At 69.4% G+C, this 26,816-nt stretch carries 25 protein-coding genes and 1 pseudogene; 13 read left to right on the forward strand and 13 right to left on the reverse strand.

Features of this window, described 5'->3' with window-relative positions; translation table 11 throughout:
• The first annotated feature begins 9 nt into the window (after positions 1-9).
• Positions 10-1,248: pseudogene (locus tag ACQHII_RS26070) on the forward strand (IS701 family transposase).
• Between the two features lie 197 nt (positions 1,249-1,445).
• Here ACQHII_RS26070 and ACQHII_RS26075 read toward each other — a convergent pair.
• Together ACQHII_RS26075 and ACQHII_RS26080 are read right to left on the reverse strand one after the other, a co-directional pair.
• Positions 1,446-1,817, reverse strand: coding sequence for a hypothetical protein (locus ACQHII_RS26075; RefSeq protein ID WP_427921592.1), 372 nt, complete (start codon positions 1,815-1,817; stop codon positions 1,446-1,448).
• A 92-nt stretch (positions 1,818-1,909) separates the two neighbouring features.
• The gene (locus ACQHII_RS26080; RefSeq protein ID WP_427921593.1) at positions 1,910-2,323 is read right to left on the reverse strand and encodes a hypothetical protein; all 414 of its coding nucleotides are present in this window, start codon (positions 2,321-2,323) and stop codon (positions 1,910-1,912) included.
• A gap of 529 nt (positions 2,324-2,852) precedes the next feature.
• Between ACQHII_RS26080 and ACQHII_RS26085 the strand changes: the two genes are divergently transcribed.
• Positions 2,853-3,512 (forward strand): hypothetical protein, encoded by a 660-nt coding sequence (locus tag ACQHII_RS26085; RefSeq protein WP_427921594.1) that lies wholly within the window; start codon positions 2,853-2,855, stop codon positions 3,510-3,512.
• A gap of 69 nt (positions 3,513-3,581) precedes the next feature.
• On the opposite strand, the gene ACQHII_RS26090 is transcribed toward ACQHII_RS26085, so the two are convergent.
• Complete coding sequence (locus ACQHII_RS26090) at positions 3,582-5,873, reverse strand: (Fe-S)-binding protein (protein WP_427921595.1); 2,292 nt, start codon at positions 5,871-5,873, stop codon at positions 3,582-3,584.
• 213 nt (positions 5,874-6,086) lie between these two features.
• Between ACQHII_RS26090 and ACQHII_RS26095 the strand changes: the two genes are divergently transcribed.
• From ACQHII_RS26095 to ACQHII_RS26120, 6 genes are all read left to right on the forward strand, one after another.
• Entirely contained in the window at positions 6,087-7,109 is a 1,023-nt protein-coding gene (locus tag ACQHII_RS26095; RefSeq protein ID WP_427921596.1) for an MraY family glycosyltransferase, read from the forward strand.
• Between the two features lie 96 nt (positions 7,110-7,205).
• On the forward strand, positions 7,206-9,050 hold the full coding sequence (gene dnaK / locus ACQHII_RS26100; RefSeq protein WP_403645127.1) for a molecular chaperone DnaK: 1,845 nt from the start codon (positions 7,206-7,208) through the stop codon (positions 9,048-9,050).
• Entirely contained in the window at positions 9,047-9,709 is a 663-nt protein-coding gene (gene grpE, locus ACQHII_RS26105; RefSeq protein WP_427921597.1) for a nucleotide exchange factor GrpE, read from the forward strand. The genes dnaK and grpE overlap by 4 nt, the downstream gene beginning before the upstream one ends.
• Positions 9,710-9,757: 48 nt before the next feature.
• Positions 9,758-10,945: a molecular chaperone DnaJ gene (gene dnaJ / locus ACQHII_RS26110; RefSeq protein WP_381245411.1), complete on the forward strand. Its 1,188-nt coding sequence runs from the start codon at positions 9,758-9,760 to the stop codon at positions 10,943-10,945.
• Positions 10,946-10,950: 5 nt separating this feature from the next.
• Positions 10,951-11,400, forward strand: a complete 450-nt coding sequence (locus ACQHII_RS26115) for a heat shock protein transcriptional repressor HspR (RefSeq protein ID WP_019070405.1) — start codon at positions 10,951-10,953, stop codon at positions 11,398-11,400.
• Between the two features lie 281 nt (positions 11,401-11,681).
• A complete protein-coding gene (locus tag ACQHII_RS26120) occupies positions 11,682-12,788 on the forward strand; it encodes a sugar ABC transporter substrate-binding protein (RefSeq protein WP_427921598.1) in 1,107 nt (368 codons plus the stop codon).
• 7 nt (positions 12,789-12,795) lie between these two features.
• On the opposite strand, the gene ACQHII_RS26125 is transcribed toward ACQHII_RS26120, so the two are convergent.
• The 4 genes from ACQHII_RS26125 to ACQHII_RS26140 all read right to left on the reverse strand — a co-directional run bounded on the left by ACQHII_RS26125 (position 12,796) and on the right by ACQHII_RS26140 (position 16,326).
• Positions 12,796-14,790 (reverse strand): caspase, EACC1-associated type, encoded by a 1,995-nt coding sequence (locus ACQHII_RS26125; RefSeq protein ID WP_427921599.1) that lies wholly within the window; start codon positions 14,788-14,790, stop codon positions 12,796-12,798.
• 2 nt (positions 14,791-14,792) lie between these two features.
• On the reverse strand, positions 14,793-15,173 hold the full coding sequence (locus tag ACQHII_RS26130) for an effector-associated constant component EACC1 (protein ID WP_427921600.1): 381 nt from the start codon (positions 15,171-15,173) through the stop codon (positions 14,793-14,795).
• A 79-nt stretch (positions 15,174-15,252) separates the two neighbouring features.
• Positions 15,253-15,435 (reverse strand): DUF397 domain-containing protein, encoded by a 183-nt coding sequence (locus ACQHII_RS26135; RefSeq protein ID WP_427921601.1) that lies wholly within the window; start codon positions 15,433-15,435, stop codon positions 15,253-15,255.
• A 9-nt stretch (positions 15,436-15,444) separates the two neighbouring features.
• Positions 15,445-16,326 carry a helix-turn-helix domain-containing protein gene (locus tag ACQHII_RS26140; protein ID WP_427921602.1) on the reverse strand — a complete coding sequence of 294 codons (882 nt, stop codon included), beginning with the start codon at positions 16,324-16,326 and terminating at the stop codon, positions 15,445-15,447.
• A gap of 176 nt (positions 16,327-16,502) precedes the next feature.
• Here ACQHII_RS26140 and ACQHII_RS26145 point away from each other — a divergent pair, with 176 nt between their 5' ends.
• Positions 16,503-16,964, forward strand: coding sequence for an ATP-binding protein (locus ACQHII_RS26145; protein WP_427921603.1), 462 nt, complete (start codon positions 16,503-16,505; stop codon positions 16,962-16,964).
• Positions 16,965-17,016: 52 nt separating this feature from the next.
• Here the strand turns inward: ACQHII_RS26145 and ACQHII_RS26150 are convergent, their stop codons facing one another.
• Positions 17,017-17,892 (reverse strand): LysR family transcriptional regulator, encoded by an 876-nt coding sequence (locus ACQHII_RS26150; protein ID WP_427921604.1) that lies wholly within the window; start codon positions 17,890-17,892, stop codon positions 17,017-17,019.
• Positions 17,893-18,022: 130 nt separating this feature from the next.
• On the opposite strand from ACQHII_RS26150, the gene ACQHII_RS26155 reads away from it, so the two are divergent.
• Complete coding sequence (locus ACQHII_RS26155; protein ID WP_427921605.1) at positions 18,023-19,021, forward strand: NADP-dependent oxidoreductase; 999 nt, start codon at positions 18,023-18,025, stop codon at positions 19,019-19,021.
• On the forward strand, positions 19,018-19,419 hold the full coding sequence (locus tag ACQHII_RS26160) for a nuclear transport factor 2 family protein (RefSeq protein WP_427921606.1): 402 nt from the start codon (positions 19,018-19,020) through the stop codon (positions 19,417-19,419). Before ACQHII_RS26155 ends, ACQHII_RS26160 begins: the two co-directional genes overlap by 4 nt.
• A gap of 41 nt (positions 19,420-19,460) precedes the next feature.
• On the opposite strand, the gene ACQHII_RS26165 is transcribed toward ACQHII_RS26160, so the two are convergent.
• From ACQHII_RS26165 to ACQHII_RS26175, 3 genes are read right to left on the reverse strand one after another with little or no spacing between them, the layout of a single operon-like run.
• Entirely contained in the window at positions 19,461-20,303 is an 843-nt protein-coding gene (locus ACQHII_RS26165) for a transglutaminase family protein (RefSeq protein WP_427925411.1), read from the reverse strand.
• 16 nt (positions 20,304-20,319) lie between these two features.
• On the reverse strand, positions 20,320-21,252 hold the full coding sequence (locus tag ACQHII_RS26170; protein WP_427921607.1) for an alpha-E domain-containing protein: 933 nt from the start codon (positions 21,250-21,252) through the stop codon (positions 20,320-20,322).
• Positions 21,249-22,796, reverse strand: a complete 1,548-nt coding sequence (locus tag ACQHII_RS26175; RefSeq protein WP_427921608.1) for a circularly permuted type 2 ATP-grasp protein — start codon at positions 22,794-22,796, stop codon at positions 21,249-21,251. Before ACQHII_RS26175 ends, ACQHII_RS26170 begins: the two co-directional genes overlap by 4 nt.
• Positions 22,797-23,058: 262 nt before the next feature.
• Here ACQHII_RS26175 and ACQHII_RS26180 point away from each other — a divergent pair, with 262 nt between their 5' ends.
• Complete coding sequence (locus ACQHII_RS26180; protein ID WP_427921609.1) at positions 23,059-24,117, forward strand: LuxR C-terminal-related transcriptional regulator; 1,059 nt, start codon at positions 23,059-23,061, stop codon at positions 24,115-24,117.
• On the opposite strand, the gene ACQHII_RS26185 is transcribed toward ACQHII_RS26180, so the two are convergent.
• Both ACQHII_RS26185 and ACQHII_RS26190 read right to left on the reverse strand, forming a co-directional pair.
• A complete protein-coding gene (locus ACQHII_RS26185; RefSeq protein WP_427921610.1) occupies positions 24,080-25,063 on the reverse strand; it encodes a LuxR C-terminal-related transcriptional regulator in 984 nt (327 codons plus the stop codon). The genes ACQHII_RS26180 and ACQHII_RS26185 overlap by 38 nt on opposite strands.
• Entirely contained in the window at positions 25,060-25,935 is an 876-nt protein-coding gene (locus ACQHII_RS26190) for a helix-turn-helix transcriptional regulator (protein WP_427921611.1), read from the reverse strand. Before ACQHII_RS26190 ends, ACQHII_RS26185 begins: the two co-directional genes overlap by 4 nt.
• Before the next feature lie 509 nt (positions 25,936-26,444).
• Between ACQHII_RS26190 and ACQHII_RS26195 the strand changes: the two genes are divergently transcribed.
• Positions 26,445-26,741, forward strand: a complete 297-nt coding sequence (locus ACQHII_RS26195) for a hypothetical protein (RefSeq protein ID WP_019070395.1) — start codon at positions 26,445-26,447, stop codon at positions 26,739-26,741.
• Positions 26,742-26,816 lie beyond the last annotated feature (75 nt).

Here is a 26,816-nt window from a genome sequence, read left to right on the forward strand (position 1 = left end):
GAGGGCCTGATGGACCGCATCGCGGGCAGGTTCGCCCGGGTCGAACCCCGACGCCGAATACGCCACCTGGTCCTGGGACTGCTCGCAGACCTGCCCCGGAAGAACTGCTGGACCATCGCCGAATGGGTCGGCGAGGCCACTCCCGACGCCATGCAGCACCTGCTGAGCCGCGCCAAGTGGGACGCCGAAGCGGTCCGCGACGACCTGCGCGACTACGTGGTAGAGCACCTGCACGACGCCCAGGCGGTGCTCGTGGTCGACGAGACCGGCGACGTGAAGAAGGGCAGCCACACCGTCGGCATCCAGCGCCATTACACCGGTACCGCGGGGCGAATCGAAAACGCCCAGGTCGCCGTCTACCTTACCTAGGCAGGTCAGCGAGGACATGCCGCACTGGACCGCGAGCTTTACATCCCGCGCTCGTGGACCGACCATCCCGACCGCTGCCGGACCGCCGGGCTCGCCCCGGACACCACGTTCGCCACCAAGCCCGAACTGGCCACCTGCATGATCACCCGCTTCCTGGACTCCGGCCACCACGCCCCCTGGGTGGCCGGCGACAAGGTCTACGGCGGCAACTCCACACTGTGCGCCGCCCTGGAGGACCGGGCCGCGGGATACGTGCTCGCAGTGGCCCGCACCCACGAGGTCACCACCAGGGCGGGCAAGTTCAGAGCGGACACCTTGGCCAAGAAGCTCCCCAAGTGGGCCTGGCAGAAGCTGTCCGTCGGAGCCGGAGCCAAGGGACACCGCTTCTACAATTGGGCCCACATCGATCTGCCCAGCACCGCGCCAGGTCACCGCCACCTGCTGATCCGCCGCAACCGCACCAGCGGCGAACTCGCCTACTACCGCTGCTTCTCACCCGGGCTGGTACCCCTGGCAGCTCTGGTGCAGGTCGCGGGACCCCGGTGGCGAGTCGAGGAGACGTTCAAGTCCGGAAAAGGTCTGGCCGGACTGGACGAGCACCAGCTCCGCCGCTACACGTCATGGTCCCACTGGGCCAATCTCGCCATGCTCGCCCACGCCTTCCTGGCCGTCGTCCGCGCCCACGAGCACCGTCTCCGCCCAGGCCCCAACGACCTGATCCCGTTGACCTGCAACGAAATCCAGCGGCTCTTCATCGCCCTCGTCGTCCGGCCCGTCCACGAGGCCGGGCACTGGCTACGGTGGTCCCACTGGCGGCGTCGTCACCAAGCCCGTTCCCGGGCCAGCCACTACAGCCGTCAAGCCGCAAGCAAAGCATGATTGTTATATACAGCTGGAGTACTAGGCCCAGCGGCGATCCGAGGCCACCAGCTCTGTCAATCGCACGGTCATGAGTGTCGCGCCGATCAGCATGCGAGCCCAGGCGTCGTCGGCGATCTTGCGGCGCAGGAGGGACTCAGGGCCCCTTCTGCGCCGTACCGATCGCCAGGACGATCACCCGTCGCCCCACCTCGCCTCTACGACGTACAGACATCCTTGAGCTCGTCCGCTGCCGCGTCGATCTTGCTGGAGTCGGGGTTCGTGTCCCCGTTCAGGATCGACTTGTTGTAGTCGGAGATCGCTTGGTCCAGGTCGTCGACCGCTTTGTTGACCTTGCTGTCGTCCGAGTCCGCGTTGATCTTGTCGAGGTTCTTGTCGATCGTCGTGATGGATTCGTCGGTGCGGGTCGGGTCCTTCGCCGCGTCCACGCCGGCCTCGTGGATTGCCTTGAGGCTGTCGGAGATCGTGTTCCAGTTCCCCAGGCAGTCCAGGGAGTTGGAGGTGTCGGTGGGGTCGCAGGCCGTGAGGAGTCCGGCGGTGAGGGTCGCGGTGGCAACGAGGGTGACCATCGTTGCCGCACGGCGTACACGGGGGCGATGCGCGGTCATGGGAGGCCTTTCGGGGCGGGGTCGGTGAGGGACTGCGGATCGGGCCGTCAGGCTCAGGCCCAGGGCTCGTCCGTCGGGGTCCGGGGGGACGCCGGGGCCGGGCCCTTACGGAGGTTGGAGATCAGGCCGCCTGCCGCGCCCAGGGAGACCAGGCCCATTCCGGCCGCCGTCGCGATGCCCTTGGCGCCGTCCATGGCGAAGTAACTGGCCACGGCCACACCGCCGTTGAACAGGAACAGGAACCACAGCGTCGACGTCTTCGACAGGAACGCCTTGATCTTCGGCTTCTTCGCGATACGCGAACCCGTCAGCAACGAGACGGCGATACCGGCGAAAGTGGCCGCGGTCTTCGCCGTGCCGTCGAGTACGGCGCCGGAGGCCGTGCTCGCGGCGAGGCCGCCGATGAAGAACGACCACAGCAGCAGGTTGGCGATGAACGACTTCACGGTGGCGAGCAGCGATTTCACGGGATTTCCTTCGGGGGAAGAGGGAGGAGCGGAGGGATCTTCGGGGCCTGATCTCTGTCCTCTACGATTCCGTCGCGCGCTCGCCGTCACGAGGGACCGTTCTCCCGAATGCATGGTGTAGCGCGCTACACCATGGGGGAGCCGGGGGGGGGTGGGGTTTGTGCGGGCTGTGCTGGTGTGGACCGTGCGGCTGTGCGGGCTGGTGGGGTGGGTCGCCGTCGCGGTCGCCTGTACGTGGCTGCTCGGGGTGGGAGCCGTATCGCGGCCGTGGAACGGGGTGTTGGCGTGGGGAGCCGTTGCCGCGGGGTGTGCCGTGGTCCGGGTGGGGGCGTTGTGGGGGGTGCGGCGGGTTGTGGGGGCCGGGGGTGGTGTTTCCCTCAACAAGGCGGATCACGGCGGGAGTTGGGCGGCTCACGGTCGGCCGGGGTCCGAAGTGCCCGGTCGTCGGCCGCCCTTGGGTGACGTGCTCGGGATCGATTTTGATTCCCGGGGCTGGGTCAGGGGTCGTACCGGCGCCGTGTGGCTTCTCGTGAGTTTCGCCTCCGGCGCGCTGTTCGTCGGGCTGTTGGACACCGGCAGCGGTGACGACCGGGTCGACGCCCTGCGGGACGCCGGTGCCCGGGTGAGTACCGCGACCGTTGCGGAGCGGCCGGGTGGGGTGCGGGAAGACTTGAGCGAGGATGTCGTACGGGGGTATTCGGCGCGGTTGGTGGTCGCCGTGCCCGGCGGGCCCGAGCGGCTCGTCGTGAAGGGGGCCTATACGTACGACAAGCCCCGCGCCGGTGCCGAGGTCACGGTGCTGTGGGCTCCGTCGGCGGCGCAGTTGGGCGGATACGTGCATGAGCGCAAGGATCTGCGCGCGCTTGCAGGGGGACGCTGGAGTGCCTTCTCGGGCGGGGCGGACGGCAGGGACGCCCTCGTCGCCTTTGTGCTTGTCATGGTCGTCGGGTGCGTACTGGCCGCCGTGTTCACCTTCACGGCCGGGCCGGGGGCTCTTCAGGGGCTGGCCTGGTCGCCCGGGGTCCAGACGGTGCGTGCCGCGCTGGTCGTGGCCGTGTTCCTGGGCTGGCGGCCGCTCCTTCTGGGGGACGAGGCCGGCCTGCCGGAGGAGTTGTTCGCCGGGGCTGGGTTCATCCTCGCTCTCCTCGTGTACGTCTTCACCTCAGTGGGGACCATCGGGGACGACTAGACGGGAACGACGACGCCCCGCACCCTCCGGCGAGGGTGCGGGGCGTCGTCGTAGCGGACCTGCTGGTTGTTACTTGACCGGCTGGGGCTCCGGGGCGTTCTCCGGTTCCGCGGTGCCCGCGGGGGGCTCGTCGTCGGCCGGCTTCTTGACCGAGTCGAGGAGGAGCTGGGCCACGTCGACGACCTGGATGGATTCCTTGGCCTTGCCGTCGTTCTTCTTGCCGTTGACCGAGTCGGTCAGCATGACGAGGCAGAAGGGGCAGGCCGTGGACACGATGTCCGGGTTCAGGGAGAGGGCCTCGTCGACGCGCTCGTTGTTGATGCGCTTGCCGATGCGCTCTTCCATCCACATGCGGGCGCCGCCCGCGCCGCAGCAGAAGCCGCGTTCCTTGTGGCGGTGCATCTCCTCGTTGCGGAGGCCGGGGACGCTGGCGATGATCTCGCGCGGGGGCGTGTAGATCTTGTTGTGGCGGCCCAGGTAGCACGGGTCGTGGTAGGTGATCAGACCTTCCACCGGCGTCACCGGGATCAACTTGCCCTCGTCCACCAGGTGTTGGAGCAGCTGGGTGTGGTGGACGACCTCGTAGTCGCCGCCGAGCTGCGGGTACTCGTTGCCGATGGTGTTGAGGCAGTGCGGGCAGGTCGCGACGATCTTCTTCGCGGCGCGGGGCTTCGCCGACTCCGGCACCACCTTGCCGTCGTCGTCCAGTTCCTCGCCGAACGCCATGTTCAGTGCCATGACGTTCTCCATGCCGAGCTCCTGGAACAGGGGCTCGTTGCCGAGGCGGCGCGCGGAGTCGCCGGTGCACTTCTCGTCGCCGCCCATGATCGCGAACTTGACGCCCGCGATGTGGAGGAGTTCCGCGAAGGCCTTCGTGGTCTTCTTGGCGCGGTCCTCCAGGGCGCCGGCGCAGCCGACCCAGTACAGGTACTCGACCTCGGTGAGGTCCTCGATGTCCTGGCCGACGACCGGGACCTCGAACTCGACCTCCTTGAGCCACTCCAGGCGCTGCTTCTTGGCCAGGCCCCAGGGGTTGCCCTTCTTCTCCAGGTTCTTGAGCATCGTCCCGGCCTCGGACGGGAACGCGGACTCGATCATCACCTGGTAGCGGCGCATGTCGACGATGTGGTCGACATGCTCGATGTCGACGGGGCACTGCTCGACGCAGGCGCCGCAGGTGGTGCAGGACCACAGGACGTCCGGGTCGATGACGCCGTTGTCCTCGAGCGTGCCGATGAGCGGGCGTTCGGCCTCAGCCAGGGCCGCCGCCGGTACGCCGGCCAGCTGCTCCTCCGTCGCCTTCTCCTCGCCCTCCATGGACTTGCCGCCGCCCGCGAGCAGGTAGGGCGCCTTGGCGTGGGCGTGGTCCCGCAGCGACATGATCAGGAGCTTGGGGGAGAGCGGCTTGCCGGTGTTCCAGGCGGGGCACTGCGACTGGCAGCGGCCGCACTCGGTGCAGGTGGAGAAGTCCAGCAGGCCCTTCCAGGAGAACTGCTCTACCTGGGAGACGCCGAAGACGTCGTCGTCGCCCGGGTCGGTGAAGTCGATCGGCTTGCCGCCCGAGGTCATCGGGAGCAGGGCGCCCAGGGACGTACCGCCGTCGGCGTTGCGCTTGAACCAGATGTTCGGGAAGGCCAGGAAGCGGTGCCAGGCGACGCCCATGTCGGTCTTCAGGGCGACCGTGATCATCCAGATGAAGGAGGTCGCGATCTTCAGGCCGGCGAAGAAGTACGTGAGGTTCTGGAGGGTGGAGACGTCCAGGTGCCGAAGGCCGGACACCACGGGGTACGAGATGAAGAACGACGCCTCGTACGCGTCCACGTGGTGCTGGGCGCCTTCGAGCGCGTGCAGCATGAAGATGCAGACGCCGACGATGAGGATGACGGCCTCGACGAAGTACGCCTGGCCGAAGTTGGAGCCGGCGAAGCGGGATTTGCGGCCCGGCCGGTTCGGCTTGCTCAGCTGGCGGATCACGATCAGCGTCGCGATGCCGAGCACCGTCATCGTGCCGATGAACTCGACGAAGACGTTGTACGGCGCCCATTCGCCGATGACCGGCAGTAGCCAGTCGGCCTTGAACAGCTGGCCGACGGCGTTGACGATCGTCAGCAGCAGCGAGAAGAAGCCCACCGCCACGAACCAGTGCGCGACCCCGACGACGCCCCAGCGGTTCATCCGGGTGTGGCCGAGGAACTCCTTGGCCACGGTGACGGTGCGCTGGACCGGCTCGTCGGTGCGGGTGCCCGCGGGCACGTTCTGGCCGAGTCGCATGAAGGTGTAGATCTGGAGGACGGCACGGGCGAACAGCGCCACACCGACCACGATCAGAACCAGCGACACGATGATCGCGGCGAGTTGCATTTCAGGGCTCCTCGGGCCTGCGAGGGGTCATTACCGAACCCAGAACATTACTAAGCGGTAACTTAATCGGTCCGACCGAGATTACCCCCATTCTCTGTCGCACTGTAGCCAGCCGTGCGGTGATCTATGTCGCTGAGGGTCGCCTTAAAAACCTGTGACGGTCCGATCGTGTTATTCGTACTGAATTGGTACATTTGCGTCTAATTTGGAACCGTGCTCTACGGGATTCTCGCCGCCACGACCGCCCTGCTCCTCTCCGCCCTCCTCGCCGCGCTGCTCCGGGTGCCCGCTCTGCGTGCCCGGATCGTCGACCGGCGGCGGCGCACGCGCCCGGTGCCGCTGCTCGGGGGGCTGGCCGTCGTGATCGCCGTCGCGGCGGTCACCTGGGGGTGCGACTGGACCGGCGTCGCGCCGCTGGGCGACGACGTCGGCGGCCTGCTGGTCGCCGGGTCCGCCGTCGCCGCGCTCGGGCTCGTCGCCGACGTGTGGCGGCTGAAGACGCGGGTCCTGGTGCTCGGTACGGCGGTGGCGGCGGCCTGTGTCGTGCCGTACGGGGAACTCGGGGTGGCCGGCGGGGTGCTGGCGGCGGCCTGGATCGTGTTCGTCGCGGCTGCCTTCAAGGGGCTCGATCACGCCGACGGGCTGGCCGGGACCGTGGGGGTGGTCACCGCCTTCGGGGTGGGGGCCTGTGCCGCGATGGAAGTGATGGACGGGCTCGCGGTGTTGCTGAGTGTGCTGGCCGCCGCGCTCACCGGGTTCCTGATGCACAACTGGCATCCCGCGCGGATCGCGCTCGGCGCCTGCGGGTCGCTGTTCACGGGCTTCGTGCTCGCCTCGGCGGCCGTGACCGCGCGGGCCGGGCACGATCTCGCGTCCAGTGCGGGCGTGCTGTTCGCGCTCACCGCGCTCGCGAGCGCCGACGCCGTCCTGGTGCTGCTGTCGCGGCGGCTGGCCGGGCGGGCGCTGCTGCGGGGCGGCCCGGACCATCTCGCCCACCGGCTGCGGAGGCTGGGGCTCACTCCGCAGGGGGCGGTGGTGCTCCTCGGGATCGGGGGGTTCTCCGGGGTGCTCGTCGGAGTGCTCGTGCACAACGGGTGGGCGGGTGAGTCCGCCGTGATGTGGGTGGCGGGCGGGGCCCTGGTCGTCGTGTTCGGGCTGCTTAAAGTCTCTGTCTACGGGGTGCGGCGGGCCGTGTCCACGCAGGTCAGGGCCCAGTTGCGTGTAAGGAACGGATAAGAGTTGAGCCTGCTCGACTCAGCTCTGTTGACCCAGCGATGAGTGTGGTGCACACTTGAGTCCGTTCCACTCAAGTCATTGCTGGAGGAATCAACCATGGCACGTGCGGTCGGCATCGACCTGGGCACGACTAACTCCGTCGTCAGCGTTCTTGAAGGCGGCGAGCCCACCGTCATCACCAACGCAGAGGGCGCCAGGACCACGCCGTCCGTCGTCGCCTTCGCCAAGAACGGCGAAGTGCTCGTCGGCGAGGTCGCCAAGCGCCAAGCGGTCACGAACGTGGACCGCACCATCCGCTCCGTGAAGCGCCACATGGGCACGGACTGGAAGATCGAGCTCGACGGGAAGCACTTCAACCCGCAGCAGATGAGCGCCTTCATCCTGCAGAAGCTGAAGCGCGACGCCGAGGCCTACCTGGGCGAGAAGGTCACGGACGCGGTCATCACCGTCCCGGCCTACTTCAACGACTCCGAGCGCCAGGCGACGAAGGAGGCCGGCGAGATCGCGGGCCTGAACGTCCTGCGCATCGTGAACGAGCCGACGGCCGCCGCGCTGGCGTACGGGCTCGACAAGGACGACCAGACGATCCTCGTCTTCGACCTCGGCGGCGGCACCTTCGACGTGTCCCTCCTGGAGATCGGTGACGGCGTCGTCGAGGTGAAGGCCACCAACGGCGACAACCACCTCGGTGGTGACGACTGGGACCAGCGGGTCGTCGACTACCTCGTGAAGCAGTTCGCCGCCGGCCACGGCGTGGACCTGGGCAAGGACAAGATGGCCCTCCAGCGTCTGCGCGAGGCCGCCGAGAAGGCCAAGATCGAGCTGTCCTCCTCCACCGAGACCTCGATCAACCTGCCCTACATCACGGCCTCCGCCGAGGGCCCGCTGCACCTGGACGAGAAGCTCACCCGCGCCCAGTTCCAGCAGCTGACGGCCGACCTGCTGGAGCGCTGCAAGACGCCGTTCCACAACGTCATCAAGGACGCCGGCATCTCCATCAACGAGATCGACCACGTCGTCCTCGTCGGTGGCTCCACCCGTATGCCCGCCGTCGCCGAGCTGGTGCGCGAGCTGACCGGCGGCAAGGACGCCAACAAGGGCGTCAACCCGGACGAGGTCGTCGCCATCGGCGCGTCCCTCCAGGCCGGTGTCCTCAAGGGCGAGGTCAAGGACGTCCTGCTCCTCGACGTGACCCCGCTGTCCCTCGGTATCGAGACCAAGGGCGGCATCATGACCAAGCTGATCGAGCGGAACACGACGATCCCGACCAAGCGGTCCGAGATCTTCACCACCGCCGAGGACAACCAGCCCTCCGTGCAGATCCAGGTCTACCAGGGCGAGCGCGAGATCGCGGCGTACAACAAGAAGCTCGGGATGTTCGAGCTGACCGGTCTGCCGCCGGCCCCGCGCGGTGTCCCGCAGATCGAGGTCTCCTTCGACATCGACGCCAACGGCATCATGCACGTGACCGCGAAGGACCTCGGCACGGGCAAGGAGCAGAAGATGACCGTCACCGGCGGCTCCTCGCTGCCGAAGGACGAGGTCGACCGCATGCGCCAGGAGGCCGAGCAGTACGCGGACGAGGACCACCGCCGCCGCGAGGCCGCCGAGTCCCGCAACCAGGGCGAGCAGCTCGTCTACCAGACGGAGAAGTTCCTCAAGGACAACGAGGACAAGGTCCCCGGCGAGGTCAAGACCGAGGTCGAGGCCGCCGTCGAGGAGCTGAAGGCCGCGCTCAAGGGCGAGGACACCGCCGAGATCCGCACCGCCACCGAGAAGGTCGCCGCGGTCTCGCAGAAGGTCGGCCAGGCCATGTACGCCGACGCCCAGGCCGCCCAGGCCGCGGGCGGCGACGCCCCGGGTGCCGAGGCGCCCAAGGCGGACGACGACGTGGTGGACGCCGAGATCGTGGACGACGAGCGCAAGGACGGTGCCGCGTGACGGAGGAGACCCCGGGCTTCGAAGAGAAGCCCGACGTCCCCTCCGGCGCCACCCCCGACGACGCCGAGCCGCAGGCCGCCGCCTCCTCCTCTCCGGGAGAGGGGGCGGCCCCGGCCGGGGACGCATCAAGTGCACAGATCGCCGGTCTGACGGCCCAGCTGGACCAGGTGCGCAAGGCGCTCGAAGAGCGCACGGCGGACCTCCAGCGGCTCCAGGCCGAGTTCCAGAACTACCGCCGCCGGGTCGAGCGGGACCGCATCACGGTCAAGGAGATCGCCGTCGCGAACCTCCTGACCGAGCTGATGCCCACCCTCGACGACATCGGCCGCGCGCGGGAACACGGGGAACTCGTCGGCGGTTTCAAGTCCGTGGCGGAGTCACTGGAGACCGTCGCCGCGAAGATGGGACTGCAGCAGTTCGGCAAGGAGGGCGAGCCCTTCGACCCGACGATCCACGAGGCCCTGATGCACTCGTACGCGCCGGACGTCACCGAGACGACCTGCGTGGCGATCCTCCAGCCCGGGTATCGCATCGGCGAGCGCACCATCCGCCCCGCGCGGGTGGCCGTGGCCGAACCGCAGCCCGGTGCGCAGGCGGTCAAGGCCGAGGACGAGTCCGAGGCCGGCGACGAGAAGGACAACGGCCCTGAGGAGGGCTGACGCACACACCGGGCGGGCAGACACCGGGCGGAAGGAGGGACGTCGAGGATGAGTACCAAGGACTTCATCGAGAAGGACTACTACAAGGTCCTCGGCGTGCCCAAGGACGCCACCGAGGCCGAGATCAAGAAGGCGTACCGCAAGCTCGCCCGCGAGTTCCACCCGGACGCCAACAAGGGCAACGCCAAGGCCGAGGAGCGCTTCAAGGAGATCTCCGAGGCCAACGACATCCTCGGTGACCCCAAGAAGCGCAAGGAGTACGACGACGCCCGCGCGCTGTTCGGCAACGGCGGCTTCCGCCCGGGGCCGGGCGGCGCGGGCGCCGGGAACTTCAACTTCGACCTGGGCGACCTCTTCGGAGGCGGCGCACAGGGCGGCGGCGCCGGGGGTGCCGGCGGATTCGGCGGCGGGATCGGGGACGTGTTCGGCGGCTTGTTCAACCGGGGCGGCGCGGGCACGACCCGGACCCAGCCCAGGCGCGGCCAGGACATCGAGTCCGAGGTCACGCTCAGCTTCACGGAGGCCATCGAAGGGGCCACGGTCCCGCTGCGGATGTCCTCGCAGCAGCCCTGCAAGGCCTGTTCGGGCACCGGCGACAAGAACGGCACACCGCGCGTGTGCCCGACCTGCGTCGGCACCGGCCAGGTCGCGCGCGGCTCCGGCGGCGGCTTCTCGCTCACGGACCCGTGCCCGGACTGCAAGGGCCGGGGCCTGATCGCCGAGCACCCGTGCGCCGAGTGCAAGGGCAGCGGGCGCGCCAAGTCCTCGCGGACCATGCAGGTCCGGATCCCCGCGGGGGTCACCGACGGCCAGCGCATCCGGCTGCGCGGCAAGGGAGCGCCGGGCGAACGGGGCGGTCCCGCGGGCGACTTGTACGTCATGGTGCACGTCGACGCCCACCCGGTGTTCGGCCGCAAGGACGACAACCTCACGGTGACGGTCCCGGTGACGTTCGCCGAGGCGGCACTCGGCGGCGAGGTCAGGGTGCCCACCCTGGGCGGACCCCCGGTGACGCTGAAGCTGCCGCCGGGCACGCCCAACGGCCGCACCATGCGGGCCCGCGGCAAGGGCGCCTTCCGCAAGGACGGCACCCGGGGAGACCTTCTCGTGACCGTCGAGGTGAGTGTCCCGAAGGACGTCACGGGGAATGCTCGTGACGCGCTTGAGGCGTACAGAGAGGCCACCGCGGGCGAGGACCCGCGGGCGGAGCTGTTCCAGGCCGCGAAGGGAGCATGACAGAGATGGACGGCCGTCGACGCAACCCGTACGAGCTGACCGAGGAGACCCCGGTCTACGTCATCTCGGTGGCGGCCCAGCTCTCCGGTCTGCACCCGCAGACGCTGCGCCAGTACGACCGCCTCGGCCTGGTCTCCCCGGACCGCACGGCCGGGCGCGGCCGGCGCTACTCGGCCCGCGACATCGAACTGCTGCGCACCGTCCAGCAGTTGTCGCAGACCGAGGGCATCAACCTGGCCGGCATCAAGCGCATCATCGAGCTGGAGAACCAGGTCGTGGCGCTCCAGCAGCGCGTCGCCGAACTCCAGGCGGCGGTCGACGGAGCGGCGGCGGCGATCCAGCAGCGCGAGGCCGCCGTGCACGCCTCCTACCGCCGGGACCTGGTCCCGTACCAGGAGGTCCAGCAGACCAGCGCGCTGGTGGTGTGGCGGCCGAAGCGGCAGTCCTCGGACTGACGCACCGACAAACCGTGCAGGGGCCCGGAGGCTCACCCGCCTCCGGGCCCCTTGCCGGTTGTGCGATCTTTGCCCACTCATGAACTCCCGTTGAGTGGAGGGTCGGTAAAGAGCGTTTGGATGGGATTCCGCAACGTCTCCACATACCAAACGGAACGTGGTGTTGCCATCTCGTTAAGTAGTTCCGCTTGACGCCGGTGGCCGCAGCCGCGTTGGCTTTTCAGTCACCTGGGTTGCAATGCTGCGCCCACGTCCGGACGGCACCAGAAGTGAGCTCACCAATGCGTCGTATCGCCATATCCGTGGCCGCGTCCTCGCTGGCCCTGCCCCTGGCCGCCTGTGGCGTGCTCTCCTCGTCGGGGAGCAGCTCGGACGCCACCCCGGCCAAGGGCAACGACATCACGGTGGGCGTCCTGATGCCGGAGAAGACGAACACGCGGTACGCGGAGTTCGACTTCCCGATCATCAAGTCGACGGTCAGCGAACTCACCGACAAGAAGGGCAAGGCCGAGTACCAGAACGCCGGCGGTGTCGCGAGCGTCCAGGACAAGCAGATGCAGAAGATGATCGACCAGAAGGTCGACATCATCATCCTCGACTCCGTCGACTCGCACCTCATCCTGCCCATGGTGAAGAAGGCCAAGGCCGCCGGCATCCCGGTCATCGCCTACGACCGCCTGGCCGAGGGCCCGATCGACGCGTACGTCTCCTTCGACGGCGAACTCGTCGGCGAGGTGCAGGGCCGCTCCCTGGTCGAGGCGCTCGGCAGCAACGTCGACACCTCCGACAAGGTCGTCATGATCAACGGCTCGCCGACCGACCCCAACGCCGGGGTGTTCAAGGCGGGGGCGCTGTCCGAACTCCAGGGCAAGGTGACGGTCGCCGCGAGCTACGACACCAAGGCCTGGGACCCGGACATCGCCAAGTCGGAGATGACCAAGGCGATCGACAAGCTCGGCAAGGACAACATCGCCGCGGTGTACTCCGCCAACGACGCGATGGCCGGCGGCATCATCGACGCCCTGAAGGCGGCGGGCGTGACGAAGATGCCGCCCGTCACCGGCCAGGACGCCGAACTCACCGCCGTGCAGCGGATCGTGACCGGCGAGCAGTACATGAGCGTCTACAAGCCCTACCCCGACCTGGCCGAGGCCGCTGCGAAGATCGCCGTCGCCGAGGTGCAGGGCAGGGACATCGAGTTCGACGCCCTCACCCGCGACTCGGTGGACAGCCCCACCAACAAGAAGATCCCCGCGCAGCTGGTGTCCGTGGTCGCGCTGACGAAGGACAACATCAAGTCGACGGTGGTCGCGGACGGGATCTACAAGATCTCCGACATCTGCACCGCCAAGTACAAGACGGCGTGCGACGCGGCCGGGCTGAAGTAGCCCGGGTTCAGTCGGCGGCTGTGATGGCGTGGAGCCGGGTGTCGTCGCTGCCCACGTACAGCACTCCGGCGTCGACGACGGGCGAGGAGACCACGGGCCCGCCGGTCGGGAAGCGCCAGCGCTCCCGGCCGGTGACGGTGTCCACGGCGTAGACGCAGCCGTCGTCGCTGCCGAAGTGGACCGTGCTGCCGGTGACCGCCGGGGTGGTGCGGACCGGGCCCGTGGCCGTGAAGCGCCACTTGACCTCGCCGGTGGCCGCGTCGAGGGCGTAGAGGCGCTCGTCGTCGTTTCCCACGTAGACCGTGCCGTTCGCGACCGTGGGGGCCGAGCGGACGGCGCTGCCGGTGTCGCGGCGCCACTTCCGATGCCCGTTCGAGGTGTCGAGGGCGTGCAGCTCGCCGCGCTCGTTGCCGACGTAGAGGATTCCGTCGGAGAGGGCGGTGGGGCCGGAGACGGGGGTGTCGACGACCCGGGTGCCCCACTTCTTGCGCCGGGTGTAGGCGTCGAGGGCGTACACGTGGTTGCCCTGGTTGCCGACGATCGCCAGCGGACCGTCCATCGCGACCCACTGGAGCGCCGTCATGCCGACGGCGTAGCGCCAGTGCGGGGTGCCGTGTCCGGCGTCCAGCGCGTACAGCGTGCCGCTGTTGCCGACGCACAGCCGGTCGGCGACGATTCCCACCGTCGCGGACACGCCCATCCGCTGCTCGGCGAACTCCCAGCGTCCCTGTCCGGTGCCCCTGTCGGTCGCGTACAGGGTCCGGCCGGCGGTGGCGTACACGAGATCGCCGCGGACGGCCGGGGTCGACCGCACGGGCCCGGCGCCGAGCGGGCGGCTCCACCTCCGCTCTCCGGTGGCCGCGTCCACGGCGTGCAGGGCACCGCCGTCGCCGCCGACGTACACCACCCCGTCCACCACGGTCGGCGTGGACCGTACGCAGTTGTCGGTCTGGAAGCTCCACAGCTCGGTGCCGGGCGCGGGGCGGGTCCGAACGGGCGCCGCGGGGGCGGGCGTTGGAGCCGGGACCCGGACCGGGACCGCGTCCTCGACGGCGGGCCGGTCCCCGAGGTGCGAGGCCGCCGCCCCCGACACGCTGCGGCTGTCGTCGTCCGACAGGCGCCGGAGTTCCTCCTCCGCGAGGCCGCGTACCGTCGCGTTGCCGGTGCGGTACAGGTGCGCCAGGGACTCCACCGCGCCGAGCCGGTCCGTCGCGATCGGGCTGCGCAGGGCGTGCCGAAGATGCGAGGGCAGCGCCCAGTTGACGTTGCGGGCGATGACGATACGGCCCTCGACGTTCTCCTGTTTCTTGGGCCGCTGTTTCGGCTGCTCGGCCACGACCCGCTCGTGGACGTAGGAGTACAGCTCGTCGAGGGTGATGTCGCCGTCCCCGTCGAGGTCGGCGCCGCCGTCGCGCAGGCCCCGCACCAGGTGGCGGGTGAAGACGGACTGCGGGGCGCTGCCGCTGACCTGGTCGCCCTCGAAGGAGTACTGGGTGGCGTCGGAGGCGGTGAGCACCGTACGGCCGCGGCCCTGGAACCGCTCCAGGGTGTGCACGTCGGCGTCGCCCTTGGCTAGCCGCGCGGCGGCGGGGAAGGCGCCGCCGTAGCAGCAGTCGAGGATCAGTACCTGGCGGCGCGACATGCAGCCGCTCATGGCCCGGTCGATCTGCTCGGCGGGCAGTGACGTGAACAGGAGGTTGTCGCGACGGGTGTTGGCCGCGGCCAGGTGGAGCCGGCCCTCGTCGTCCTTGAGGCCGTGGCCGGTGAAGTAGAGCAGGGTGAGGTCGTCGTGACGGCGGTCGCTGAAGAACGCGCCGATGACCTGGCCGATGCGGTGGTGCGGTTCGTCGACCAGGATGGTGACCTCGTCGAAGGCGGCGATGTCCGGGTCGCGCAGCACTTCGGCGAGTGCCTCCGCGTCGTGCGCGGGCGCGGTCAGCCGGCCCAACCCCGCGTCCTCGTAGGTGTAGTTGGCGATCAGGAGGGCGAGTCTGCGTCCCACGGCTACTCGGTGTCCGTTCCGTGCCGGCGGACGAACGCCTCGACCAGTTCCCGGCGTTCGTCGGCGGATGCCCACTCCAGCTCGATGGTGTCCCCGTCGATGGTGACCGAGACGCGGTGCCGGGCGGACTGGCGGCCGAGCCAGTCCCGCAGGGTCTCGACGAGTGCGGGGAGTACTCCGCCCGAGGCGCTCAGGGCCAGCACCACGGCCCCGACGGTCACCGGATCGACCGCCTTGGCGCCTTCGGGCGACACGTCGCCGGCGAAGGGGCGCAGCGCGTCGAGGTCGAGTCCGCGCAATTCGCCGCGCAGCCGGGACGCCAGCCTCTCGACCTCCTCGGCGTCCGCGTCCCCGTCCGGCGTGAGCCCCAGCACTACGTCCATGGTGTCTCTACCTCCCCGTACGTCACAGTGTGCTGAACCGGGCTGGTCGGCGGGGGAGATTGGGCGAAGTCGACATACGTCAGGCGCGGGTTTTGAGGTGCCGCAGGAGGGCGGCGAGGCCTTCGGGGGCGGTGGCGATGACCGTGCGGGGGCGGTCGCTCTCGCGTAGGCGGATCGTTCCGTCGGGGGTGGTGGCCATGGAGAGGCAGTTCTGTTCGGGGGCTCCGCTGAACGAGGACTTCTGCCAGTGCAGTTCGGACATGCGGGCCTCCTAGAGCATGTAGAGCAAGTGCTGGATGAGGGACAGCGAGTCCTTCACCGAGTGTGCTTCGGGGGCCAACGATACGTCGACAGGTTTGAGGGCGCTGTCGGCGAGGCGCTCGAACAGCGTGCCGTATCGCCGGAGTTGTGCCGGCTCACACAGATAGTCGGTCGCCGTCGCGTGGTCGAGGATCACGGTGCCGAGCTGTGGTGTACGGGGGATGACGTGGACGAAGTTGCCGCTGAGGGCCGCGTACGCCTGCGCGCTGAACGGATAGACCTGAATGGTCACATTGGGCAGTCGGGCCAACTCGATGAGCCGTACCAGCTGTTCGCGCACGACGTGGGTGCTGCCGAACCTCATGTGCAGCGCCGCTTCGTGGATCACGGCGTGCACGGATGGCGGGTTCTTGCCGGTGAGGATGTGCTGCCGTTCCATGCGGAACTTCAGGGCCTCGTCGATGTTCTCGATGCCCAGCTTGGGGCTGTCGAAGATGGCTCGCGCGTAGTCGATGGTCTGGAAGAGACCCGGAATGAACAGTGACTCGTGCACGCGCAGTGACGCGGCCTGGCTCTCCAGCTCGGCGAGGTTCAGTGCACCCGGTCCCAGGTGCTTCTTGTACGCGCTCCACCATCCTTTGCCGGTCGCCTCGGACATGGACACCAGTGCGTCAACAAAGGGCTTGTCTGTGCAACCGTATGTGCGGCACAGCTCCAAGAGTCTTTCGGTCAGGATCGAGGTGCGGCCCAGTTCGATGTGACTGAGCTGCGCGCGGCTCATGCCGATGAGCTGAGCGGCTTCAGCGGCGTTCAATCCCGCCTGCTCGCGCAATTGTTTGAGTTCGCCCCCCAGGCGGTGCTGCCGTTCGCTGATGGTGGTGCGTAGTCCCACGTTCACTCCTTCGCGGCTTCCCCGAAGTCTGCACTGCGCCGGGTGCTTGGTCCATTGAATCTCGTGAACTGGTTGATATGTATAACCCTGAGACTCTACGGTGAGTATGGAATCGGTCACGCACTGAAACCACTCAACTCCCCCTGCCCACCATCCGACAGGAGCCGACCTCCCCCATGGACCCATCCCGTCGCGCCCCCCACCGCCCAGCCCAACTCACCCACGAATACAGCCTCTTCGCCCCCGCCGACGCCACCGCACCCCGCGTCTGCCGCGACTTCGTGCGGGCCGTCCTCTTCACCCACGACCGCGAACCGCTCGTCATGCCCGCGGCCCTGTGCACCTCGGAACTCGTCACCAACGTCCACCTGCACACGAAGGGCACCGCCATGCTCCGCATCCGCCTCACCCCGGCCCGCTTCCGGGTCAGCGTTTTCGACGAGAGCCCGGACCCGCCCGTGGTTACGCACGCTGCTGCTGGGGCGATCGCTTGCCGGGGGAGGGGACTCGCTCTCGTCGAGGAGATGGCGGACGCGTGGGGCGTCGCCGACGGGAGGGCGGGGCGGTACGCGAAGGGGGTGTGGTTCGAGCTGGGCGGGGTGTCGGCGCTGCGCGCGGCCGGCGCCCCGAGGGCGTAGGCCACGACGTGGGCCACATGCCCTGCACCCTCACCCGCACGCTGTACGGCGGTCAGGCCGGCGGGGCGGGCAGGGCGGCCTTGGCGGCCAGTCGGAGGTTTCTGATCATCGGATTCGGGTCGCCCCCGCGGCTGACCAGGACGACCTGGCTGGGGGGAGCGCCCTCGATCGGGACGGTGACGAGGTCGGAGCGCAGTGAGCTGCGCCGGTCGCCGACCGGCAGTACGGCGATCGCCCTGCCGCTCGCGACGAGTTCGAGCTTGTCCTCGTAGCTCTCGGCCGGCGGCACACCGGCCCCGAGGATCCGGTAGGAAGCCCAGTCCGCGGTCTCGAACGCGCACGGCGCCGCCTCCTCGCCGGCCAGTTCCTCCGCGGTCACCGACGTGCGGTCGGCCAGGGGGTGGCCGTGCGGAACCACGAGCATCCTGGGCTCCTCGTACAGCGGGGTGGTGATCACGTCGCCGGCGGCGAGCGGCAGCGGGGCCCGTGCGATCAGGGCGTCGACGCGCCCGTCGGACAGCGCCCCGACGTCACGGCAGCTCAGGTACCGGGTGGCGATCTCGGCGTCCGGGTGACGGCGGCGCAGTTCCCGTACGGCGGCAGTGATCACCAGGTCTTCGACGTAGCCGACGGCGATGCGTGCGGTCTGCGCGTGTTCACGCACGGCCGACTCGGCCTGGTGGGCTGCCCGCAGCAGGGCATGGGCCCGGGGAAGGAACTTCTGGCCGGCCGGGGTGAGCCGGGTGCCCTGGGGTACGCGGTCCAGCAGCCGTACGCCGAGATTCCTCTCCAGTCGCTGGATCTGGCGGCTCAGTGCCGGCTGGGCCACGTGCAGCTCGGTGGCGGCCCGGCCGAAGTGCTGGTGGGCCGCCACCACGGTGAAGTAGCGCACCAGCCGCAGTTCCAGGTCCTGTCCGAGATCGTTCACCTGTCCAGCGTACGGGTCATGCCGTTTCGGAATGCCCGGGTTGCCGAACCGGTCTTGGACGGCCGTGTCGTCGTGGGCCTTGACTGAAGGAGCAACGTTTCCCCGAGAACCCGAGAAGGCGACAGACGCGATGAAGGCGATCCAGTTCCACGAAGCGGGCGGGCCGGCGGTTCTGCACTATGACGAGGTGCCGGTTCCCGGGATCGGACCGGGCGAGGTGCTCGTGCGGGTGCACGCGGTGGGCATCAACCCGCCGGACTGGTACCTGCGTGAGGGGATGAAGGTCATGCCGGCCGGGATGAGGCCGGTGCTGGAGTTCCCGCTGATCCCCGGAACGGACATGTCGGGCGTGGTCCAGGCGGTCGCTCCGGACGTGCGGGGGTTCGCCGTGGGTGACGAGGTCTTCGGCATGCTGCGGTTCCCCGGATTCGACGGCCGGACGTACGCGGAGTACGTGGCCGCGCCGGCGTCGGACCTGGCCCACAAGCCCGCCGGTATCGGCCATGTGCAGGCGGCCGGCGCGCCGATGGCCCTGCTGACGGCCTGGCAGTACCTGATCGATCTCGGCCACGACGTGCCGTCTCCCTTCACCGGCCGGGTGCACCGGCCGGTGCCGATCACGCCGGGGACGACCGTGCTGGTCAACGGGGCCGCCGGTGGTGTGGGGCACTTCGCGGTGCAGCTGGCGAAGTGGAAGGGGGCCCGTGTCGTCGCGGTGGCTTCGGGCCGGCACGAGGAGTTCCTGCGCAAGCTCGGCGCCGACGAGTTCATCGACTACACCAGGACGCGGGCCGCGGACGTGGTCAGCGGTGTCGACCTGGTGATCGACACCGTCGGCGGCCCGGACAGCTCACGCCTCCTGACCGTGCTCAAGCGCGGTGGCACCATGCTTCCGGTGTTCTTCGCCGAGTACGACCCGGAGGAGACGGCGCGGCTGGACATCTCGGTCTCGAACATCCAGGTGCGTTCCAACGGCCCCCAACTTGCCGGGATCGGGCGCTTGTTCGACGAGGGCGCGCTCCAGGTCGGGGTCGACAGCACCTACCCGCTGTCGGAGGCGGGCAGCGCACACGAGCGAGCCGCGCAGGGCCACATCCAGGGCAAGATCGTGCTGACGGTGGTCGCGTGATCGCCGAACTCCAGCAGGCGGTGGCGCACTACGCCCACGCCCTGGACGAGCTGGACGTGCCCGCGCTGGAAGCGCTCCTGACCGAGGACACCACCTGGACCTTCACGATGCCCGGACGCGCAGCGCTCGGCCCGGTCGCCGGACGCGCGGCGGTGCTCGACTTCGTCCGTGCCGGGCACCGGGCCCAGGCCGGAAGGGTGCGGCACCACCTGGGCGGTGTCGTGGTCACGAGGGCGGACGCCGACACCGCCGAGGCGCGGGCCTATCTGGTGCAGACGAGGAACACCGGCGCGAGCATCCGGACGATCTCGACCGGGGTCTACACGTTCGGCCTGCGCCGGTCCGACGGCCGGTGGCGAATCGCCGAACTCGCCCTGGCGCTGGACAACGCCCTTTAGGGCCGGGCCGAGCGGTGCGCCAAGGCGGGTCGAGCCGGAGTTCACGCCACGCGCGTGAACTCCACCGTCACCTCCGGCGGCCCGCCGGCCACCCCCCGGTAGATCCCCTTGTGCGGGGTCACGTCGTCGTAGTCGCGCCCGCGCCCCACGACCACGTGGGACTCGTCCGGGCGGGTCCGGTTCGTCGGGTCGTAGCCGCACCAGTCGCCCGCCCAGTACTCGATCCAGGCGTGGCTCTGCCCGGCCACCGGCCGGTGCAGCTCGGCCTCCCGCTCGGGGTGGAGATAGCCGGAGACATAGCGCGTGGGCAGTCCCAGGCCCCGCAGCAGCGCGATGGTGACGTGCGCGATGTCCTGGCAGACCCCGGCGCCCTGCTCCCAGGCCTCGGCGGCGGAGGTGTTCACCCCGGTGACGCCGGGGAGGTACGCCACCCGGTCGGCGACCAGCGCGGAGACCGCGACGGCCGTCCCGTGCGGATCGAGTCCTGCGGCCGCCTTGCGCGCCTTCTTCAGCAACTTGGGCGGGACGGTCGTACGGACGGTGGGGCCGATGAACTCCAACAGGCGGGAGTTCGTGGTCCGTTCGGCCACCTCCTGCCAGGTGGGCGCCGCGCCCAGCGCGTCCGGCGGGGAGGTCTCGACCAGGCTGGACGCGGTGATCGTGAGGTCGGCGTGCGGGTCCATCAGGTCGAAGCCGGTGACCTGGGTGCCCCAGTAGTCCCAGTACGACCAGGTGGGTGTGGTCGGGTTCACCGTGACGCGTGCGTCCAGAGTCGTCTGGCCGGGCAGCGTCAGCGGGGTCATCCGCACCTCGTTGTGGGAGGAGACGGCCGCCTGGGCGTACGACACGCGAGTGGTGTGACGGATGCGAAGCCTACGGGTCAGGGGTATTTGGTTCATGTCAGGCTCCTTCCTGGGCCCACTCGACGTGGCCCTGGTACGGGAAGAACAACTCCGCGACCGCCTCCGCCGAGTCCATGCAGGCACGCTGCAAGTCCTTGAGGAGGGCGGGGAGTTGTTCTTCCAGGGCGTGCGAGTCCAGGTATTCGAGGCGGGTGCGGAGGCGGCCGATGGGGCGGCGGGCGGGGTCCTGGCGCTGGCGGCCGAGTGCGGTGAGGCACTCCTCGGCCGTCGTCAGCGCGTGCAGTGCCGAGCGGGGGAAGTCCCGGTCCAGGAGCAGGAATTCGGCCACGCGCGGGGTGTCGCCGAAGCCGCCGTAGACGCGCGCGTACGCCTCGTCGGCGCCGGAGGCGCTCAGGAGTGTCGGCCAGTCGGGTGCGTGGGCCGCGTCCAACACCCGTACGGAGAGGAGTCGTACGGTCATGTCCACCCGCTCCAGGCTCCTGCCCAGGACGACGAAGCGCCAGCTGTCGTCGCGGCTCATCGTGGAGTCGGCGAGGCCGAAGAACAACGCGGCGCGTCTGCGCACGAGTTCGAGGTAGGCGTAGGGGCCGGTGCGGCGGGCCGCGAGGCGCTGGTCGGCCAGGGCGTGCCAGGTGGAGTTGAGGCACTCCCACATCTCCGAGGAGACGGCCTCGCGGGCGCTGCGGGCGTTCAACCGGGCCGCGCCCAGGGCACCTTCGATGGAGCACGTCGAACGGGCGTCGAAGGCGAGCTGGTCCAACACCTGCTGCATGTCGACGCGTTCGCCGCCCGCGTCGACCCCGAGGATCGCGTACAGCGACCGGCAGGCCACGTCCTCGTCGCGCCAGGGGTCCTCCAGCATGCGGTGCAGATAGGCGTCGAGGATGCGCCCGGTGGTGTCGGCGCGCTCGACGTAACGGCCCGTCCACGTCAGGGCCTCGGCTATCCGGGAGAGGATCACGTCGTTCACTGCTGCTGCGCCCCTTCCTGTACGACCGTGGGGTTGCCGTCGGGGCCGAGCTGGCGGGGTGCCACCTCGGGCAGTTCGCCGTCCGGGGTCACCGGCTGGGGGTGTTCGGCGGGGCCCTCGGCGAGGACCCAGGTGTCCTTGGAGCCGCCGCCCTGGCTGGAGTTGACGATCAGGTTGCCCTCCTGGAGGGCGACGCGGGTGAGGCCGCCGGGGAGGACCCAGACGTCGGTGCCGTCGTTGACGGCGAAGGGCCGTAGGTCGATGTGGCGGGGGGCCATGCGTTCACCCGCGAGGGTGGGGGAGGTGGAGAGGGCGACGGGGCGCTGGGCGATCCAGCCGCGCGGGTCGGCGGCGACGGCTTTGCGAGTGCGTTCGAGGGTCTTCGCGTCGGCCTTGGGTCCGATGACGATGCCCTGGCCGCCGGCGCCGTCGACCGGTTTCACGACCAGCTGGTCGATCTGGTCGAGGACCGCCTCCAACTGGCCCGGCTCGTCGGGGCGGTAGGACTCCACGTTGGGGAGAATCGGTTCCTCGGAGAGGTAGTAGCGGATGAGGTCGGGGACGTAGGTGTAGAGGAGCTTGTCGTCCGCGATGCCGTTGCCGACCGCGTTCGCGAGTGTGACGTTCCCGGCCTGGGCGGCGTTCATGATGCCCGGGCAGCCGATCACCGAGTCGGGGCGGAAGTGCAGCGGGTCGAGGAAGTCGTCGTCGAGGCGCCGGTATACGACATGGACGGGCACCTCGCCGCGCGTGGTGCGCATCCACACCCGGTTGTTGCGGCAGACCAGGTCGTGGCCCTCCACCAGCTGGACGCCCATCAGCCGTGCGAGCAGGGCGTGTTCGAAGTAGGCGGCGTTGCTCGGGCCCGGGGTGAGGACCACGACCCTCGGGTCCGTGGTCCCGGCGGGCGCGGCGGCGCGCAGCGCGGCGAGAAGCCGTCCCGCGTACCCGTCGACGGGCACCACGTGCTGCTCGGCGAAGAGGGACGGGAAGATCCGGGTCATCGCCCTGCGGTTCTCGATGACGTACGAAACCCCGCTGGGGACCCGCACGTTGTCCTCCAGGACCCGGAACTCCCCGGCCTCGTCGCGGACGAGGTCGATGCCGGCGACGTGGATGCGGACTCCGCCCGGTGGCTCGACGCCCTGCGCGGCCCGATGGAAATGAGCCGAGTTGAGGAGCAGCCGCCAGGGCACGACCCCGTCCTCGAAGGCGCGGCAGTGGGAGTAGGCGTCGGAGAGGTAGGCCTCGAGTGCGCGTACGCGTTGCGCGACGCCCCGCTGGATGAGGTCCCACTCCAGCGCGTCGATGATCCTCGGCACCAGGTCCAGTGGCCAGGGCCGTTCCTCGCCCGCGAAGGCGTAGGTCACCCCCCGGTCGGTGAACGCGCGGGCCATCTGGTCCGCGCGGAAGCGCAGTTCACTCGGCTCGATCGGCTGGAGTGCCGCCAGTACCGGCTCGTAGGCGGTTCTGACCTCACCCGGCCGCACAAACATCTCGTCCCACGCATCGGCCAATGCGTATGCGTCAAATATGTCCGCCATGAGGGGACGTTAGAGGCGGTACGTAACGCGGCGATCTCTGAGTGATTTCCGGCAGCTCACGCGGAAAGTGATACGGCGAAGCGGCCGGCGGCCGGGGCCGGGTACCCCCCAGCTTGTTGCAAGGTGGCGCGCGGAGGTGGGGAGATAGTGGGCGTCATCGGTTGTTTTCGGGGCTCGTTCGAGCGGGAGCCGTGTTGCGGAGCAGGTCGGGTCCGCGCATAGTTGCGCTGCAAAGAGCCGGGAACCGGGGGTGGGATGGGCAATGACCGGGCACGGGACGGACGCGCATCCACACGGTGCTGACCGACTCTGCGACGCCGGGGACCTCGTGTACTCCCGGGCCGTACGACGGGGCCGGGTGCCGCGCACGGACGCCGAGCCGGTGCCGTGTCTGCTGGAGCTCGCCCTCCTCCACCCCGACCCCGACGACATGGACTGGCTGGTGCCGACCTCCCCGCAGGAGGTCATGACCCGGCTGCTGCGCGGGGTCTACGACGAGGTCAGCGAGAGTCACCGGCGGGTGGGTTCGGCGGTCGAGGCCTTCGAGCGGTACGCCGGTCTGAGCCGCCGTGTCGAGGCGTCCGCGCCGGCGTCGGGGGCCCTGGAGGGCGCCGCGATCCGCGTCCTGGACGGGCTCGCCCGTATCCAGGCGGCGATGGACGACGCGACCGCGGCGTGCACCGGCGAGGTCCTCACCGTCCAGCCCGGCGGCATCCGCCGCGAACCCGAACTCACCGAGGGCCTGCACCGCGCCCTGGCCCTGCGCTCGCGCGGGGTGCGGATGCGCGACCTGTACACCCATGTCGCCCGGCACGGCCAGGGCCTGCTGAACTACCTGGAGTTGATGGGCGACGCGGTCGAGGCGCGGACGCTGGACGAGGTCGTGGACCGCCTCATCCTGTTCGACCGGACGGTCGCCTTCATCCCCGCCAGCGCCGACCACACCATGGCCCTCGAACTGCGGCACCCGGCGCTCATCGACTACTTCGTGACGGTCTTCGACCGGCTGTGGCGCCTCGCGATCCCCGTCGCCGCCCCGCTGCCCGACACCGGCATCGAGGGCATTTCCCACCGCGAACAGTCCATCGCGGCCCTGCTCGCGGAGGGCCACCAGGACGCGGTGATCGCGGAACGGCTCGGCATAAGCGTCCGCACCTGCCGCGCGCACATCGCCCGGCTGTCGGAGACGCTCGGCGCGGCCAGCCGTACCCAACTCGGCGTCCGTATCGCCCAGGTGGGCCTGGACGGCGCCGCGTCACGCGTGCCGGACGTCCCGGCCCAGCTCACTCCCGCCGACCAAGAATCCCCGACTGTCCGATGAGATAGCCCAGTTGGGCCCGGCTCTCGCTGCCGAGGGTGGCGGCGAGTTTGGCTATGTGGACGCGGGCGGTGCGGATGTTCATGCCGAGGCGGTCGGCGATGACGGCGTCGGTGTGGCCCTCTGTGAGGAGGGCGGCTATGGCTCTTTGGCGGGCGGTGATGCCGTTGAGGGAGGGCTGTTGGCCCGCTTCGGGGTAGAGGGGGGTGGCGAGGTGCCAGAAGCGGTCGAAGACCGTGGCGCAGAAGGCCACCAGGGAAGGGTGGCGGACCTCCAGGGCGAGGGTGCGGTCCTCGTTGGCGGGCAGGAAGGCGACGGCGCGGTCGATGACGATGAGGCGGTTCGGGATCTCGTCCAGGGTGCGGGCCGCGACGTTGCCGCGCAGCCGCTCGTAGCGGGCGACGACGGACGGGGCGTGGCGCAGGGTGTGCTGGTAGAGCGTGCGGAGCCGGCCGCCGCGGTCCAGCAGGGCCTGGTCGCGGGCCAGCGCCTCGGCGTGGAACTCGGGGGCCGTGTAGGCCGTGTGCGTGATGTGCGGCTGGATGGCGAGGACCTCGCCCGAACTGGCGGCCATCGCCTGGGTGATGGCGGAGCCGATCCGGTCGAGTCCGCTCAGGACCTCGACCGTGGGGACGTGTTCCGTGCCCGGGCCGTGGCCGGCGATCCGCATCAGCGGTTCGAATACGGACTCCAGACGGTCCTCGAACCGCCGCTCCTCCGCGACGCGCTCCGCCGATCTCCGCAGTAGCCGGTGCAGCACCGAACCGGGCGCGACCGGGCGCAGCCGGCGGGGATCCTCCACGTCGGGGTGGACCAGACCGAGATCGACCAGGCAGGGCGTGCTCTCCGCGTCCTCGGCCGGCACCTGCCCCTCGCGCAGTGCGCGGGCGTACAGGCTCAGCCCCTCCGCGCACAGCTCCTCCACTCCGTGCGTGTGCGCCTCGGTCAAGGCCCGCTGTCTCCCTCCCGCGTCGGTTCGTCCTGCTGAAGGATTCCCGACTGGGCTATGAGGAAGCCGAGCTGGGCGCGGCTGCCGCTGCCCAGGGCTGTCGCCAGTTTGGCGATGTGGGCGCGGCAGGTGCGCACGTTCATGCCCAGCCTGCGGGCGATGGCCTCGTCGACATGGCCCTCGACGAGGAGTTTGGCGATGGAGTGCTGGATGTCGGTGATGCCGTCGGGGGCGGTCTCGTACGGGGCGCCGGTGCTCAGTGGGACCGCGCGGGCCCACATGAACTCGAAGACCTTGACCAGATAGCTGACGAGTCCGGGGTGGCGAAGTTCCAGGGCGACCTTCTGGTCGTCGCGGGCGGGGATGAAGGCGACGGTCTCGTCGCAGATGATGAGCCGCTCGACCAGCTCGTCGATCGTGCGGTACTCGACCTTGCCGTTGGCGAACTGGTCCGTGTAGGCCAGCTTCTCCGGGCTGTAGCGGGCCGTGTGCTGGTACAGGGTCCGGATGCTCACACCACGTTCGACGAGCGGCCTGTCGCGCTCCAGCCCCTGAACGAGGCTGCGCTCGGGGCGGTGGCCGCTCGGCTGGACCGTGAGCATCTCGTGCTGGCACTGGGCCGTGGCCAGGTCGAGGGCCGCGTTGATGCGGTCGTTGCCCTCCAGCACCGTGATCGAGTGGGTGCTCGTCGTGGTCTGGGCGGTGAGGGCCATGAACGGCTCGAAAGCGTCGGCCAACTCGATCGACAGCCGCCGGCGCTCGGTGATCTCGTGCTCGATGGGGTTGAGCCGCTGGGCCAGGGCAACCGATGGAGGAACTGGACGCAGCCAGTTCGCGTCGTCAGGGTCGGGATGGAGAAGGGCGAATTCCATCAGGCACGGAGCGGGTTCCACGTCCGCGCGGGCTATTCGTCCCGTGCGTAGAGCATTCGCGTACAGGCGCCCGCCCTCCTCACAGAGTTTGGCCACCGTGTGGGGATGTGTCGCCCTTGTCCCTTTTGTTCCCAAATCTCCACCCCCCAGGGTCCTGAACGTGCAGGAACATGATGCATCGATTATGTGGCCATGAAGTGCCCGAATGAGCCATCGTCGTACTCGACGGGGGAAGAGGGACCTTCAAGTGAGGATGAAGCCGACTATGCGTAACAGAATGCTTCACTCGGTGCTTGTCGCCGCCTTCTCCGCCGTCGTGGCCTTCGGAGCGTTCGGTGGGGCCTCCGGCGAGAAGAGTGACACTCGGGCGGACAGCGTCTGGCCGGCGGCTGCTCAGACCGTTGTTGTCGCCGGTGACAGCGTCTGGCCGGTGGTTTCTGCTCACACAGACGACAGCGTTTGGGCTTGACGTGACGACGCCTCCTGACGACCGGTCCTTCCGACGCGAGATGGCCACGGCCTACCGCTCCGGCTGGCACTTCATCGATCTGGCCACCGCCATCCCCCACAGCGGTGACTCGCTCATGGTGACGGTGTTCGGCGAGCCGGTGGTGGTGACCCGCGACGAGGACGAGGACGTACGGGCGTACCGGTGTCTGCGGCGGCCTCGGGGGGCGCCGCAGCCAGTGCGATGTGCCATCAGGTACGGAATGATCTTTGTGAATCTTGACCAGCGAGACCACCGGCTGGTGGAAACGGATGCCCCCGACGTCCAGACCATCTCAGCCACCCCCCGCAGTGCCTGACGCGATTCCCCCGTCGTAACAGATCGCTCAGGTGCTTCCCCCCGCAGCGGCGTCACCGTGACCTGAACACGGTGA

The organism is Streptomyces sp. cg40 (assembly GCF_050320165.1).
Taxonomy (GTDB): Bacteria; Actinomycetota; Actinomycetes; order Streptomycetales; family Streptomycetaceae; genus Streptomyces; species Streptomyces hokutonensis.

Bases quoted from the DNA above. Each gene is read 5' to 3' on its own strand.
- ACQHII_RS26075 (WP_427921592.1), bottom strand. From the start codon at position 1,817: ATGGTCACCCTCGTTGCCACCGCGACCCTCACCGCCGGACTCCTCACG.
- ACQHII_RS26090 (WP_427921595.1), bottom strand. From the start codon at position 5,873: ATGCAACTCGCCGCGATCATCGTGTCGCTGGTTCTGATCGTGGTCGGT.
- dnaK (WP_403645127.1), top strand. From the start codon at position 7,206: ATGGCACGTGCGGTCGGCATCGACCTGGGCACGACTAACTCCGTCGTC.
- dnaJ (WP_381245411.1), top strand. From the start codon at position 9,758: ATGAGTACCAAGGACTTCATCGAGAAGGACTACTACAAGGTCCTCGGC.
- ACQHII_RS26115 (WP_019070405.1), top strand. From the start codon at position 10,951: ATGGACGGCCGTCGACGCAACCCGTACGAGCTGACCGAGGAGACCCCG.
- ACQHII_RS26120 (WP_427921598.1), top strand. From the start codon at position 11,682: ATGCGTCGTATCGCCATATCCGTGGCCGCGTCCTCGCTGGCCCTGCCC.
- ACQHII_RS26130 (WP_427921600.1), bottom strand. From the start codon at position 15,173: ATGGACGTAGTGCTGGGGCTCACGCCGGACGGGGACGCGGACGCCGAG.
- ACQHII_RS26135 (WP_427921601.1), bottom strand. From the start codon at position 15,435: ATGTCCGAACTGCACTGGCAGAAGTCCTCGTTCAGCGGAGCCCCCGAA.
- ACQHII_RS26145 (WP_427921603.1), top strand. From the start codon at position 16,503: ATGGACCCATCCCGTCGCGCCCCCCACCGCCCAGCCCAACTCACCCAC.
- ACQHII_RS26155 (WP_427921605.1), top strand. From the start codon at position 18,023: ATGAAGGCGATCCAGTTCCACGAAGCGGGCGGGCCGGCGGTTCTGCAC.
- ACQHII_RS26175 (WP_427921608.1), bottom strand. From the start codon at position 22,796: ATGGCGGACATATTTGACGCATACGCATTGGCCGATGCGTGGGACGAG.
- ACQHII_RS26180 (WP_427921609.1), top strand. From the start codon at position 23,059: ATGACCGGGCACGGGACGGACGCGCATCCACACGGTGCTGACCGACTC.
- ACQHII_RS26190 (WP_427921611.1), bottom strand. From the start codon at position 25,935: ATGGAATTCGCCCTTCTCCATCCCGACCCTGACGACGCGAACTGGCTG.
- ACQHII_RS26195 (WP_019070395.1), top strand. From the start codon at position 26,445: ATGGCCACGGCCTACCGCTCCGGCTGGCACTTCATCGATCTGGCCACC.